At 67.8% G+C, this 12,690-nt stretch carries 13 protein-coding genes, 1 tRNA gene and 1 pseudogene; 6 read left to right on the plus strand and 9 right to left on the minus strand.

The features are described from left to right. Window positions 1-5: 5 nt before the first annotated feature. From ABZW11_RS14315 to ABZW11_RS14325, 3 genes are all read right to left on the minus strand, one after another. Window positions 6-2,057: a hypothetical protein gene (locus ABZW11_RS14315; RefSeq protein ID WP_355416307.1), complete on the minus strand. Its 2,052-nt coding sequence runs from the start codon at window positions 2,055-2,057 to the stop codon at window positions 6-8. Continuing rightward, complete coding sequence (locus ABZW11_RS14320; RefSeq protein ID WP_355416310.1) at window positions 2,054-2,347, minus strand: hypothetical protein; 294 nt, start codon at window positions 2,345-2,347, stop codon at window positions 2,054-2,056. The genes ABZW11_RS14315 and ABZW11_RS14320 overlap by 4 nt, the downstream gene beginning before the upstream one ends. Before the next feature lie 535 nt (window positions 2,348-2,882). Next, a tRNA-Arg gene (locus ABZW11_RS14325) sits at window positions 2,883-2,955 on the minus strand. Between the two features lie 897 nt (window positions 2,956-3,852). On the opposite strand from ABZW11_RS14325, the gene ABZW11_RS14330 reads away from it, so the two are divergent. Then, entirely contained in the window at window positions 3,853-4,911 is a 1,059-nt protein-coding gene (locus ABZW11_RS14330; RefSeq protein ID WP_355416313.1) for a D-alanyl-D-alanine carboxypeptidase family protein, read from the plus strand. A gap of 2 nt (window positions 4,912-4,913) precedes the next feature. On the opposite strand, the gene mscL is transcribed toward ABZW11_RS14330, so the two are convergent. Genes mscL through ABZW11_RS14345 form a run of 3 tightly spaced genes read right to left on the minus strand, consistent with a single transcriptional unit; the run spans window position 4,914 to window position 6,729 of the window. After that, a complete protein-coding gene (gene mscL / locus ABZW11_RS14335) occupies window positions 4,914-5,312 on the minus strand; it encodes a large conductance mechanosensitive channel protein MscL (RefSeq protein WP_355416316.1) in 399 nt (132 codons plus the stop codon). Window positions 5,313-5,335: 23 nt separating this feature from the next. Beyond that, window positions 5,336-5,926: a flagellar biosynthesis protein FlgA gene (locus ABZW11_RS14340; RefSeq protein ID WP_355416319.1), complete on the minus strand. Its 591-nt coding sequence runs from the start codon at window positions 5,924-5,926 to the stop codon at window positions 5,336-5,338. Then, on the minus strand, window positions 5,923-6,729 hold the full coding sequence (locus tag ABZW11_RS14345; protein WP_355416322.1) for an S-methyl-5'-thioadenosine phosphorylase: 807 nt from the start codon (window positions 6,727-6,729) through the stop codon (window positions 5,923-5,925). Before ABZW11_RS14345 ends, ABZW11_RS14340 begins: the two co-directional genes overlap by 4 nt. 438 nt (window positions 6,730-7,167) lie before the next feature. Here ABZW11_RS14345 and ABZW11_RS14350 point away from each other — a divergent pair, with 438 nt between their 5' ends. After that, window positions 7,168-7,302 (plus strand): hypothetical protein, encoded by a 135-nt coding sequence (locus ABZW11_RS14350; protein WP_355416696.1) that lies wholly within the window; start codon window positions 7,168-7,170, stop codon window positions 7,300-7,302. Between the two features lie 14 nt (window positions 7,303-7,316). Here the strand turns inward: ABZW11_RS14350 and ABZW11_RS14355 are convergent. The 3 genes and pseudogenes from ABZW11_RS14355 to ABZW11_RS14365 all read right to left on the minus strand — a co-directional run. Beyond that, window positions 7,317-7,457, minus strand: a pseudogene (locus ABZW11_RS14355) (FmdB family zinc ribbon protein); the annotation flags it as partial. A 69-nt stretch (window positions 7,458-7,526) separates the two neighbouring features. Beyond that, the gene (locus tag ABZW11_RS14360; protein ID WP_355416325.1) at window positions 7,527-9,032 is read right to left on the minus strand and encodes a potassium/proton antiporter; all 1,506 of its coding nucleotides are present in this window, start codon (window positions 9,030-9,032) and stop codon (window positions 7,527-7,529) included. Between the two features lie 24 nt (window positions 9,033-9,056). After that, window positions 9,057-9,626, minus strand: coding sequence for a 5-formyltetrahydrofolate cyclo-ligase (locus tag ABZW11_RS14365; protein WP_355416328.1), 570 nt, complete (start codon window positions 9,624-9,626; stop codon window positions 9,057-9,059). A gap of 25 nt (window positions 9,627-9,651) precedes the next feature. Between ABZW11_RS14365 and galU the strand changes: the two genes are divergently transcribed. The 4 genes from galU to ABZW11_RS14385 are packed head-to-tail and all read left to right on the plus strand — an operon-like array spanning window position 9,652 to window position 12,677. Continuing rightward, entirely contained in the window at window positions 9,652-10,554 is a 903-nt protein-coding gene (gene galU / locus ABZW11_RS14370) for a UTP--glucose-1-phosphate uridylyltransferase GalU (RefSeq protein ID WP_355416331.1), read from the plus strand. Next, the gene (glp, locus tag ABZW11_RS14375) at window positions 10,541-11,728 is read left to right on the plus strand and encodes a gephyrin-like molybdotransferase Glp (RefSeq protein ID WP_355416334.1); all 1,188 of its coding nucleotides are present in this window, start codon (window positions 10,541-10,543) and stop codon (window positions 11,726-11,728) included. The genes galU and glp overlap by 14 nt, the downstream gene beginning before the upstream one ends. Further along, window positions 11,725-12,201: a cyclic pyranopterin monophosphate synthase MoaC gene (gene moaC / locus ABZW11_RS14380; RefSeq protein ID WP_355416337.1), complete on the plus strand. Its 477-nt coding sequence runs from the start codon at window positions 11,725-11,727 to the stop codon at window positions 12,199-12,201. Before glp ends, moaC begins: the two co-directional genes overlap by 4 nt. After that, window positions 12,198-12,677, plus strand: a complete 480-nt coding sequence (locus tag ABZW11_RS14385) for a MogA/MoaB family molybdenum cofactor biosynthesis protein (protein WP_355416340.1) — start codon at window positions 12,198-12,200, stop codon at window positions 12,675-12,677. Before moaC ends, ABZW11_RS14385 begins: the two co-directional genes overlap by 4 nt. Window positions 12,678-12,690 lie beyond the last annotated feature (13 nt).

Here is a 12,690-nt window from a genome sequence, read left to right on the forward strand (position 1 = left end):
TCTCCTCATGGCTTCGCTGCTTCATAGCGAGATGACGGCAGTTTGAAGCCATCGTGAACGGCTTGGGCCGTGTTATTGAAGACGCCGGAGGCCGTCGAATGCTTGAGCCACTCGTCGTACGCGTACGCCTCGTCTGCGTCCATCTGATCGGGCGGCTTGATGCGACCGTCCGTGAGGAAGTCTCCCGTCGAACGCTTGGCGGAGTTCTCGAAAGCATGAGGATGGCTACTACCGGGCGCGTTCGCCTCTCCGAACAGGTTATGGCGGAGCATGACGTTAGCTGTCAGGAACTTGAACAGGTTCTGGCTCTGTGTCAACTTGTCCACTGCTTCATCACGCGCCTTTTCTCCTCTCGTGGGTCCCTGATTATCGCTCGCATAAGCCTCGACGAAGTCGAAGACAGCGTTCACGCCGTCTCCTGCAGGGGTTAGCGCAAGTTTCGTGGTGCGTTTTATGCCATCAGTGAAAGCTTTCTCCCATTGGTCTTTACGATCTGCCTCGTTGATGCTCGCGATATTCGCGGAGTCGACCAGAAAGTAAAGTGACTTGCTCAGTGTGGTTACCCTCGCGTTGAAGAAGTCGCCTGGGTTTCCAGACATTGTGTCTTTGATCAGCTTCTGGCGGTATGCATTCTGCTCTTTCTCTGTGGCGTTGGGGTTCTGTTTCTGCCAGGCGGCGAACTCGGCGTTGATTCCGTTTGCGACTTCCGACCCTCGTGCGTTCAGGACGCGAAAGCTGTACTTTCCTTGGCTTTCTACAACGGTTTTGAAGGCGCCTGGATCCTTGGCTGTCCAGATCAGTAAGCTTTTTAGTTCTTCACGATGGAACCTGGCTGCGTGATCTTGGTGGCCGGGTAGATTCGGGTCAGCGTCAGGCAGCGTCACAACGCCTGGCTTCTCAAGGATGTCGCTGTTGGCCACCCGGTGAACGTCGCTCATGTAGTCGGAGACGATCCGCGCGAAGCTTTGCCGGGTGTCGGGAAGGGACTTCTGCACCTTTTCGTCTGACCAGAAGTGGACTGCCCAGGACGCAATGAGAGCGGACTTGTATCCCCGTGTGGTTTCTGGTGGTTGGCCGTGGTCTCGGTAAGTCGTGCTGGCCGCCTCGATCGCTTTGCCGAGTGCCGCGCCTCTGTCACCCCAGTAGGTCTGACGTACCAGGAAGGCTAAGGGCTTGCGTGCGGGATCGGTGAAGAAGTCCTGCGCGACTCTGGGATTGTTGGCCAGGGCGGTGGCCAGGCCGGGGCCGAACGCGATGATGTCCTGTCTCTCCGAGGTCGGCTTTCGAGCGTTGTCGTACACCTTGTTGGTGATGTCGAGCAGGAACGCATCATCGAAGGCGCCGTGCTGCAGAAGCTTGCCCACGATGGCGTCCTCCAGGCCCGCGATGCCATCGGTATGGCGAATCAGCTCGTCGGCGTAGCCCTTGGGTAGTCGCATGTTGCCGACGCCCCGAGAGGCCGTGCCGAGAGTGACGCTGAGCAGCCTCGTCAGGTCTTCCAGCTTGTCGGCAGGCGGCCCTGGCCGGCGCTCGCCGACGGGGTTGCGGACCGAGTCGTACAGATCTTGGAGGATGGCCTTGAGCTCCGCGGGTGGGATCTCCTTGGCCAAGGCGACGGCGAAGTAGGGATCGTGCTGATGCTTTTCCAGCAGCTTCAGCGTCTCCGGCGATATCACCTTCTGGCCTTTGACGCTGTCCGCGTCCTTTCTGGCTTGCCGAAGCTGTTCGGCAGCGGACTTGGCGGCTGCCGCGCCGCCTGCGGGTGAGCTCGACGCCCACAGCGTCTCGTCCGCCCAGACCACTCCCTTGTCGAGCCCGATCTTCTGCGTAGAGACGATCAGGTCAAGCCTGCGCTGGAGACTGGGCACCTCTTGACCGATCTGGAAGCCGATGTCCCTCAGTAGCCCCGGCCCGGGCAGGCTCGTGCCGATCGACCTCAAGGCGTTGTAGAGCTGCACGTCCACTTCGGACCATGACCGCTCGATGCGTTTCATTTCAGCGATCAGCTGCGTCATGAGTTCGGGGTCGATGCCGACCCGGTTGGGGGACGGGCTCATCGGCGAATCCCGTCAGGGGGCGGCAGGAACGGCTCGCCTGGCCACTGGCCCGGCTGCCTCGTGGGTTCAGGTTCCCCGGGTATGGATTCGACCAGCGTGAGTGCTCGCTGGAAGGCGCTCTTATACGCGGCTTCCCATGCATGGCAGTCCTTAATGAGCTTGTCGGCTGCCTTGCCCTTCATCGCTCCGCTCTCCAGAAGGCCGATGAGCTTGCGCACGTCGTTGGCATGCTGGTCGCGTAACTGTTCGATCATGCGCCGAGCGGCGGCGATCTGTTCCTGGGTCGCCATCAGTCGGGATCCTTTGGACCTTGAGGACGACTATCTATGGGATCAATGTGACGATAAAGGGCTGTAGTAGAGCCGTCGAGCCGAACTGCTCATATGGCATATGCTCAAACATTTTCCCGGCCGGTGCGTATCACTTCTGGAGACGAACGCCTCGGCTGCATAGGCGGCCATGCGCCCAGCTTGATGTCCGGGACCGGGCCGCTCCTTCCGCCGGCCTGGGTGTCGCGGTCATCCGCCACGCAGGTGGCCCGAGATGGCTGCGCCGGGCGCCGTCGCCTGGCGGTCTCACCGGGTCGCGCGTCGCTCCAAAGCCATCCGATCGCACGCCGGTACCACCGACCGGTCGCCACGTTTCAGGGGCGATGCCCAGGTGAGGCGGGGGCAGAGCGCGCCAAGATCATCCCCCATATATCCCCAGAACTCTGTCCTACGGCTGCTTCTGGCTGCTCTCAGCTGCCTTATGCGGTCTTGGAAAGCAAAAGACCTGCGGCTGTGAAACCGCAGGTCAGAGGCCAAATTGCCTGGTCGAGATGAGTGCCCCCGGCAGGATTCGAACCTGCGGCACCCGCTTTAGGAGAGCGGTGCTCTATCCCCTGAGCTACGGAGGCGGACTCTCGTAAGCCTAGCGAAAGACTGGCACTGCGTGCGACGTCAGGGGGCGATCAGTTCGGTGTCGTTGGTTATGGGTGCTCTGAGCTGCGGTAAAGGCATGACAAGTGATCAGAATCGGGGTGTTCGGGGGTGGATAGCTTCTGCCTGTGACTCGTAGGCGTGGTGCTCAGGTCCGTAGAACGCAGGCGCGGCGGCGGCCGGTGGTGTTGTTCGGTGCGTTGCTGGCGCCGGCGATTCTTGCGGGTGGGTTGTTGGCGGGGGAGGTGCAGGGGCTCGAGGCGGAGGTGCCGTGGGTTGCGCCGCCTGCCCGGAAGGTCAGTGCTGCTGTGGTTTGGGAGCCGCGGCTGGTGCCGGCTCCTGAGGTGCCGGAGCGGAGGTATGAGGGGGTTGTGCGGGTTCGGGTGCGGGAGGAGGTCACTGCGCCGGTTGTGCCAGGGCCTCGGGTGCCGGAGCGGTCTGTTGAGGAGGCTCAGGAGGAGAAGGCTGCGGAACAGCAGGTGGAGTTGGCTCCGGGTGGGTGTGCGGGGGAGTGGGTGGATACGTGGTTGGGGGATTTGTGTCGGGATTGGGAGAGTGAGCAGCGGGCTCGGGAAGCCGGCGATGGCGGCGAGGAGGAGGCGATCGGCGGGGAGAGTTGGGTGCCGGGGGTGTGAACCTCCCCGGGTGGGGTGGCGTACTTCCTCATGAGGCCACGGCGGTGGCCGTGCATCCTCGGGAGGTTTGTGGTGGAGGGCTGTATAAAGGGGGCCATTTGTCTCATAACAGCTCTTCGGAGTTCGGTCCGGGCACTCGGGGGGCTGTAGTAACGTGCGTGCCTGACCCGGGTAACGAGTTTGCAAACGGAGGAGTCGAACGTGCCAGCCCCTCGATCAGCGGGTCTGATCGCGGTCGTCATGGCGGTGGCTTCTCTCCTCGTGCCCGGTGGGCAGCTGCCGGCGCAGGCCCACGCGCGGGTGCGGGAGGTCCAGCAGGGGCTGCAAGAGCGCGATCCGTCCAATCTGACGGAGTTGCGGAAGGAAGCCGAGCGGTCCGCCAAGGAGCTGGAGGACGCCACCAAGGCCCTGGAGAAGCGGCGAGCCGACATCGCGGCCTCCGAGAAGACGCTCAAGAGCAAGCTGACCGCCCTGCAGAGCCTCGAGAACCGGCTCTCCGTGATGCGGCAGCCCGTGTCGCAGATGGCTGAGCTGCTCTACCAGCAGCCGCTGCTGGCGGGCGGGATCATTCCGTTCGTGTCGGGCAGCGCGGATGAGAAGACGCTGCGGGCGCTCATGGACGCGAACCAGATCGTCTCGGTACGCCAGCGGGCCGTCGAGCAGACCAGCGCGCTCTACCAGGAGGCCGAGCGGCTGGCCGCCGAGGCGCAGGAGCTGCGGGCCGGCAACCTGCTGGCCGAGGCGCAGCTGGCCGCCGAGGTGGACACGTTGCGGCAGCGGTCGGACAAGATCGTGAAGTCGCTCACCGCGGCCCTGGTGAAGCTGGGCATCAAGATCGACAAGGTGGGGCGGGCGGCCCTGGGGTGCAACCCGCTCAAGGCGGCCAACGCCGACCACTATCCGAACGGGCTCATCCCTCAGAGCATGCTCTGCCCGCTCCAGCAGAAGGGGCACAGCCTCCGGGCGGACGCCACCATCGCGTTCGTCAGCCTCAACGAGGCCTACCGGCGGCGGTTCGGCAAGCCGATGTGCGTGACGGACGCGTACCGGAGCCTTGCCGAGCAGCAGTCGGTCTATTACCGGCGGCCCGGGTTCGCGGCGGTGCCGGGGCGGAGCAACCACGGGCTCGGGCTGGCCGTGGACCTCTGTGGAGGAGTGGAGAGGTCTGGGTCGGCGGAGTTCGTGTGGATGGAGAAGAACTCCAAGCGGTATGGGTGGTTCCATCCTTCCTGGGCCTACAGCAGCCCGTTCGAACCGTGGCACTGGGAGTACGACCCCAAGATCGACACCCTGCTCTGACGTCAGATCACGGGCACGTCGGCGCTGCAGAAGGCGCAGCGGGAGGCGGCCTTGGGGATCTCCGACAGGCACTCGGGGCAGTCGCGCGTCGTGGCCTCGATCTTGGCGGCGTTGCGCTCCCTGATGTGGGTGTACGGCTTCACGATCAAGAAGTAGACCACCGCGGCGACCATCAGGAACGACACGACCGAGTTGATGAAGTTGCCGTACATGAAGTTGGACTGGCCGACGGTGACCTTGAGCGAGGTGAAGTCGGGCAGCCCGCCGAACGCCGAGATCAGCGGCGTGAGCAGGTCGGCCACGAACGACTGCACGATCGCGTTGAACGCCGCCCCGATGATGACCGCCACCGCCAGGTCGATGACGTTGCCCTGCATGAGGAACTTCCGGAAACCTGTCATGACAGGGAATCGTATCCGAGTGATTACTGTAAGTTAGTGCGCAAAGTGATCGACAGGCGGGCGTGGGCCTGGGCCGTCGCCAGCTCTGTGGCCTGGGACGGCGTGGTGGCCAGGACGAGGAGGGCGCCTTCTTGGGACGCGCTTGAGCGGGCCGGTTTCGGAATGGTGATCACCGTGGTGTCCGTGACGATCTCGCGGGCCGGCGCTGCCTGGTCGTGGGCGGCCAGGACGGTGATGGTCGAGCCGGGGGCCAGGAGGGAGGCCGTGGCGGGGTCGGCGATGCGCACCGGGGTCGCCACCAGGCCGGGCGGCAGGGGGTAGGTGGACAGGAGGCGGACGTCGGTCAGCGGTTCGCCGCGGCGCATGGGGGTGGCCAGGGTCTGGCCCTGGCCGAGGGTGCGTACGGCTCCGGCAGGCGGGGGGTCGAGGGCGGCGGGGCGGAAGTCGGCGGAGCTGAGCGGGCCCGGACGCAGGTCGCGTACGGCCACCAGGACCGTGGGGGCGGCGGGTGCCGGGCGGGTGGCGAGGTAGGCGGTCACGACGGAGACGGCGGCGAGCGCCGCCGCGATGAGGCGGCGGCGACGGCCGTAGCGGGACAGCCAGGCTCCGATCACGGCAGCTCGAACGGGAGCTTGATGCCGTCGAGCGCCTGGCCGCAGGAGCACGTGCGCTCTTCGGGCAGCGACTCGACGGTCTGCGCGATCAGGGTGCGCATGCGCGTGACGTTTTGGGCGAAGAACTCGAGCACCTCGTCGTGGGTGACGCCCTGGCCCGCCTCGACGCCGGCGTCGTGGTCGGTCACCAGGGAGACAGAGGTGTAGCAGAGGGCCAGCTCGCGGGCCAGGATCGCCTCGGGGAAGCCGGTCATGCCGACGATGGACCAGCCGTTGGCGGCGTACCACTGCGATTCGGCGCGCGTGGAGAAGCGCGGGCCCTCGATGACGACCAGCGTGCCGCCGTCGACGGTCTCCCAGCCGCCGGCACGGGCGGTCTGTACGGCGACCGCGCGGCCCGACGGGCAGTAGGGGTCGGCGAACGAGACGTGGACGGCGCCGTCGATGTCGTAATAGGTCTGGACGCGGCCGGAGGTGCGGTCGACGAGCTGGTCGGGGACCACGAGGGTGCCGGGGCCGTAGTCGGCCTTGAGCGACCCTACGGCGCTGGGCGCCAGCACCTGACGGACGCCGAGGGAGCGCAGCGCCCACAGGTTGGCGCGGTAGGGGATGCGGTGGGGCGGAAAACGGTGATCTTTGCCATGGCGGGGGATGAACGCCACCGTGCGGGAGCCGATGCGTCCGATGGTGACGACGTCGCTCGGGGGGCCGTAGGGGGTGGCGAGCTCGACCTCCTCCGCATCGTCGAGCAGGGAGTAGAAGCCGGAGCCGCCGATGACGCCGATGTCTGCGCGAGTGACCATGGCGCTGAGAGTAGCCGCAGCGGCCGGCGGCTACGGAACCCGAACGGGGTTCTGTGGATAACGCGACCGCGGGGTGGTTTTGCTGGGTGGTGCGAAGAAGATGCGGGGCGTGGGCGACCGGTGCATCCATAGGTGGACGTGCGCGACCGGTGCCGGGGCTTCAGGGCGAACGAGCGGGTCCCGCTCCAGAGCGCGAGCAAGCCACCGGGCTCAGGCAAGCAACCAGGGCTCGGGCGAGCGACCGGGCTCGGGCAAGCAACCGGGGCTCGGGGGAGTGACTGGGCTCAGGCAGGCGACCGGGCCCGGGCGAGTGGCCGGTCGCGGGCCTGCCACCGATCAGGCGCGGAGGTTCAGCTGACCTGCGGCCGGCAGGGGAAGCGGGCGACGGCGGGTCAGCTGACCTGCGGCAATCAACTGGAAGCGGCGGCGGGAGCGGGGGTGCTGGTCGAGGACGAGCCGGACGACCCCGAGTCCGACGACGACTTGCTCTCCCCGGACTTCGACGAAGAAGACGAAGAAGAGGGCGAGGAAGAAGAGGACGTCGAGGACGACGAGCGGTTGTCGGTCCGGTAGAAGCCCGAGCCCTTGAACACGATGCCGACCGCGGAGAACACCTTCCGCAGGTTCCCCTGGCAGCTCGGGCAGACCGTCAACGCATCGTCTGTGAACTTCTGGACCACCTCGAGCTGCTCACCGCAGTCGTTGCAGGCGTACTGATAAGTCGGCACGCGCTCCTCCTTACAAGCCTTGGCACTCGAGCGATGCGACTGCTAATGGTAACCGATAGGTCCAAACACCTATTCCAGCCCCCGCTCTCCGTACCAGCCGGCCAGCTTGCCGCGGCGGTTGACCGCGCGCAGGCGGCGTTCGACCTGGTCGCGGCAGGCGGCGGTGGCGACGATGAGGAGCTGGTCGTCGGTACGCAGGCGGGTGGAGCCGGTGGGGACGAACGATCGGCCGTCCCGTACGACGAGGGTCACGGCGGCGCCGGCGGGCAGCCGCAGCTCGAAGACCTCGACCCCGTGCAGCCGCGACTCCGGAGGGATTCTGACCTGCAGCAGGTCGGCGTGCAGTTCCTCAAGGGGCGCCGACTCGACGGACAGATCGTGCGCCTCGGCGGGGGCGCTCACCCCGAGCAGCCGCGCCGCGTACGGCAGCGTCGGCCCCTGGAGCAGGGTGAACACGATGACGATCACGAAGACCTGGTTGAAGATCTCCTTGGAGCCTTCGATGCCGGCCGCCCAGGGGATGGTCGCGAGGACGATCGGTACGGCGCCCCGCAGACCGGCCCACGACAGGAACGCCTGCTCGCGCCAGGTCACCCGGTCCAGCCGCAGCACCCGGGCGAGCAGCGAGGAGACGGCGACGGACAGCGGGCGGGCGACGAGCGCGAGGACGGTGCCGGTGATCAAACCGGGTACGACGGCCGACGGCAGCTCCTCGACGTGGGCCAGCATGCCGAGCATGACGAACAGCCCGATCTGCGCCAGCCACGCGGCCCCTTCCGCGAAGCTCCTGGTCGCGGCCCGGTGGGGGAGGTGCGAGTTGCCGAGGATGAGCCCGGTGAGGTAGACGGCCAGGAAGCCGGAGCCGTGGAGGAGGGCGGCGCCGCCGTACGAGACGAAGGTCAGGGCCAGCACGGCGATGGGGTAGAGGCCGGAGGCGGGCAGGGCGACGTGGCGCAGCGCGTACGCGCCTGCGGGCCCGACGGCGAGCCCGACCGCCGCGCCGATGACCAGCTCAAGAGCCGTCTCCAGGAGGAACGTTCCAAGTCCCGCTGACGTGTGCGAAGCGCCGGTGAGCAGGACGACCGCGATGACCGTGGGAGCGTCGTTGAAGCCGGACTCCGCCTCCAGGACGCCGCCCAGGCGCGGTGGCAGCGGCAGCCTGCGCAGCACGGAGAAGACGGCGGCGGCGTCGGTGGAGGCGAGGACCGCGCCGACGATCAGCGCGGTCCGTACGTCGAAGCCGAGCGGCCCCTGGATGACGAACGCGACGACGAGGATGCTCACCGCCACGCCCACGGTGGCCAGTACCAGGGCCAAGGGGACGGAACGGCGGACATGCGGCCAGTTCGTGGTGAGCCCGCCCTCGGCGAGGATCACCGCCAGCGCCCACAGGCCGATCTGCTGGGCGACCTGCGGGTTCTCGGTGGGGAAGCCGACCCCGGAGAGCTCCAGGGTCAGCCCGAAACCGAGGAAGACCAGGAGGCTGGGCAGGCCGGTGCGGTGCACCAGCCGTACGGACGCGATGGCCGCGATGACGACGGCGGCGCCGAGGAGGAGCGAGACGTCAAGCGTCATCTGGCCCCCTCCTCTTGCACCCCGTCACCTCAGCCTAGTGATGCCCGAGGGTGTGGCGGCGTAGCGTACGCGCTGGTCATGGGGCTCGTGCGGGACGCCGTCGATCAGCTCGCCGTCGTGCAGCAGCGCCACGGTCGGGACGTTGGGGCCGACGCGGGCGAGCGCGCGGTCGTACGAGCCGCCGCCCCGCCCCAGGCGGACGCCGGTGACGCGGTCGACGGCCAGGGCGGGGACGATGACGAGGGCGGCGGTGCGTACGGCGTCGACGCCGCGCCGCGTGTCGACCGGCTCCATGATCCCGTAGCGGCCCGGCGCGAGCGTGTCGGGCCCGTCGTACACCGCCCAATCCAAATCATTGTCGGCACGCAGGACCGGCAGGATGACGGTGGCTCCATGTTTCCAGAGAGCGAACACCAGCCCGTGCGTCTCCGGCTCCTGCCCCGTTGACCAGTAGCAGGCCACCAGACCGGCCATTTGCACCCACGGTTGTTCGAGCAGCGTTTCGCGGACCTTGATGGCGTTTGCCCGCACGTGATCGGGGGAGAGTGCGATACGCGCCGCGTTCAGCTCGCGACGGAGGTTCAACTTGTCCACAGATCCCTCCACTAGGGTCTAACTCATGGCTGACTTCGACCCTGTGACGAAAGCCGTCGTGCCCGCCGCGGGTCTGGGCACCCGGTTCCTTCCGGCGACCAAGGCGACACCCAAAGAGATGTTGCCCATCGTCGACAAGCCCGCGATCCAGTATGTCGTCGAGGAGGCCGCCTCCGCGGGGCTGCTCGACGTTCTCATGGTCACCGGCAAGAACAAGCGCTCGATCGAAGACCACTTCGACCGGGCGTTCGAGCTGGAGGAGGCGCTGGAGGCGAAGGGCGACGAGCACCGGCTGTCCCAGGTTCGCGAGCCGGCCTCGCTGGCGACGCTGCACTACGTACGCCAGGGCGAGCCCAAGGGGCTCGGCCACGCCGTGCTGTGCGCCAAACACCACGTGGGCGACCACCCGTTCGCCTGCCTGCTCGGCGACGACCTCATCGACTACCGCGACAACCTGCTGCGCCGCATGATCGAGGTGCGTGACACGTTCGGCGGAAGCGTGATCGCGCTGATGGAGGTGCCCAAGGAGTCGGTCTCCCTGTACGGCGTGGCGACCATCGAGGCGACCGTCGAGGACGACGTCGTCCGCGTGACCGACCTCGTCGAGAAGCCGCCGGCCGACGAGGCGCCGTCCAACTGGGCGATCATCGGCCGTTACGTCATCGACCCCGCGGTCTTCGAGGTCCTGGAGAACACGCCCCCCGGGCGCGGCGGCGAGATCCAGCTCACCGACGCGCTGCGCACGCTGGCCCAGCGCGGCCGCGACGAGGGCGGTCCCGTGCACGGCGTGCTGTTCAGGGGACGCCGCTACGACACGGGCGACAAGCTCGACTATCTGCGGACGGTGGTGAAGTTCGCGGCGGACCGGGAGGATCTGGCGCCGGAGTTCGTGCCGTGGCTGCGGGAGTTCCTCGATGAAATCGGTTGACGCGCATCTGGCCGAGATCCTGGCCACTGTACGTCCGCTGGCCCCCCTTGAGCTCGAGCTGGAGCAGGCGCTCGGCACGACCCTGGCCGAGGACATCTCCTCGCCGGTGCCGCTGCCGCCCTTCGACAACTCGGCCATGGACGGCTACGCGGTGCGGGCCGAGGACGTCGCGGGCGCGCCGGTGACGCTGCCGGTGATCGACGACGTCGCGGCGGGGTCGCTGGAGCTGCGGGCCGTGGGTCCGGGCCACAGCGTGCGCATCATGACCGGTGCCCCGCTGCCGGCGGGCGCCGACGCGGTGGTGCCGGTGGAGTGGACGGACGGCGGCACGGTCTCCGTACGCATCGACCGCGCCGCCGAGCCGGGCAACGCCGTGCGGCGGGCGGGTGAGGACGTACAGGCCGGGGAGGTCGTGCTCAAGGCCGGCACCGTGATCGGCCCGGCCCAGCTCGGCATCATCGCCGGGGTGGGCCGGCGGCGGGTGCTGGCCCGGCCGCGTCCGCGCGTGGTCGTCATCTCGACGGGCGCGGAGCTGGTCGAGCCGGGCGGCACGCTCGCGCCCGGCCAGATCTGGGAATCCAACAGCTACACCCTCACCGCCGCCGTACGCCAGGCCGGAGCCGACGGCTTCCGCGCCGGCTCGGTCGGGGACGATCCGGGCATCCTGCTCGACCGCCTCGACACCCATCTCGTACGCGCCGACGCGATCATCACCAGCGGCGGGGTGTCGATGGGCGCGTACGAGCCCGTCAAGGAGGCCCTGGCGCCGCTCGGCACGGTCCGCTTCGAGAAGGTGGCCATGCAGCCGGGCATGCCGCAGGGCTTCGGCGTGCTGGGGGAGGACCAGGTGCCGATCTTCGCCCTGCCGGGCAACCCGGTGTCGTCCTTCGTGTCGTTCATGCTGTTCGTCCGCCCGGCTCTCGACAAGATGCGCGGTCTGCCCGGCGGCATGCCCCGCACGCTGACCGCGCGCACGGCGGGGCCGCTGCGGTCGCCGTCCGGGCGGCGGTCCTATCTGCGCGGTGTCCTCTCCGAGGACGGCACGGTGGCGCCCGCCCACGGGCAGGGCTCCCACCAGCTCGCCGCGCTGGCCGCGGCGAACGCGCTGATCGTGGTGCCGGAAGACGTGACCGAGGTCGAAGCAGGGTCCTCGGTGGAGGTGATCAGGCTGTGAGCGAGCTGACCCACATCGACGAGACCGGCGCGGCCCGCATGGTCGACGTCTCGGCCAAGGACGTCTCCGCCCGTACGGCCGTCGCCGGCGGACGCGTGCTGCTGAAGGCCGAGACCGTGGCGCTGCTGCGGTCGGGCGAGGTGCCCAAGGGCGACGCGCTGGGCGTGGCCAGGATCGCCGGGATCATGGGGGCGAAACGTACGCCCGACCTGATCCCGCTCTGCCATCCCATCGCGCTGCACGGGGTGAAGGTGACGCTCGACGTCGAGGACTGGGGCGTGGCCATCACGTGCCGGGTGAAGACCGCCGACCGCACGGGCGTGGAGATGGAGGCGCTGACCGCGGTCTCCGTGGCGGCGCTCGCGCTGATCGACATGGTCAAGGCGGTCGATCCCGGCGCGGTGATCACCGACGTGCGGGTGGAGGAGAAGCTCGGCGGCAAGACCGGCCGGTGGACGCGGGACGAGGCATGATGCGCGCCCTGGTGATCACGGTGTCGAACCGGGCATCGGCCGGGATTTATGCGGATAAATCCGGGCCGTTGCTGGCCTCGTTGCTGCGTGACGAGGTCGGCTGCGAGGTCGAGGGGCCCGTGGTGGTGCCCGACGGGGAGCCGGTGGAGGCTGCGCTGCGTGACGGAGTGGCGGGTGGTTATGACGTCGTCGTGACCACCGGGGGCACCGGGTTGACGCCCATGGATCTGACGCCGGAGATGACCGCGCGGGTGATTTCTCGGGAAATTCCCGGTATAGCGGAGGCAATTCGTCAGGCTAATCGGGAGAAGGTGCCAACCTCGATCCTCTCGCGCGGATTGGCCGGGCAGGCCGGGGAAACCTTGATCGTAAATTTGCCCGGATCCTCCGGTGGCGTACGCGATGGCGTCGCCGTACTCGCGCCCATTCTCCGCCACGCCGTCGATCAGATCCGCGGCGGTGATCATCCGCGCTGACCGGGATTCGGTC

Origin of the sequence: Nonomuraea sp. NPDC004580 (assembly GCF_040609855.1) — a bacterium.
Lineage (GTDB): Bacteria > Actinomycetota > Actinomycetes > Streptosporangiales > Streptosporangiaceae > Nonomuraea > Nonomuraea salmonea.

Coding starts and splice junctions, on each gene's coding strand:
- ABZW11_RS14315 (WP_355416307.1), bottom strand. CDS start 2,057: ATGAGCCCGTCCCCCAACCGGGTCGGCATCGACCCCGAACTCATGACG.
- ABZW11_RS14320 (WP_355416310.1), bottom strand. CDS start 2,347: ATGGCGACCCAGGAACAGATCGCCGCCGCTCGGCGCATGATCGAACAG.
- ABZW11_RS14330 (WP_355416313.1), top strand. CDS start 3,853: ATGGCGGTGGCTTCTCTCCTCGTGCCCGGTGGGCAGCTGCCGGCGCAG.
- mscL (WP_355416316.1), bottom strand. CDS start 5,312: ATGACAGGTTTCCGGAAGTTCCTCATGCAGGGCAACGTCATCGACCTG.
- ABZW11_RS14345 (WP_355416322.1), bottom strand. CDS start 6,729: ATGGTCACTCGCGCAGACATCGGCGTCATCGGCGGCTCCGGCTTCTAC.
- ABZW11_RS14360 (WP_355416325.1), bottom strand. CDS start 9,032: ATGACGCTTGACGTCTCGCTCCTCCTCGGCGCCGCCGTCGTCATCGCG.
- galU (WP_355416331.1), top strand. CDS start 9,652: ATGGCTGACTTCGACCCTGTGACGAAAGCCGTCGTGCCCGCCGCGGGT.
- glp (WP_355416334.1), top strand. CDS start 10,541: ATGAAATCGGTTGACGCGCATCTGGCCGAGATCCTGGCCACTGTACGT.
- ABZW11_RS14385 (WP_355416340.1), top strand. CDS start 12,198: ATGATGCGCGCCCTGGTGATCACGGTGTCGAACCGGGCATCGGCCGGG.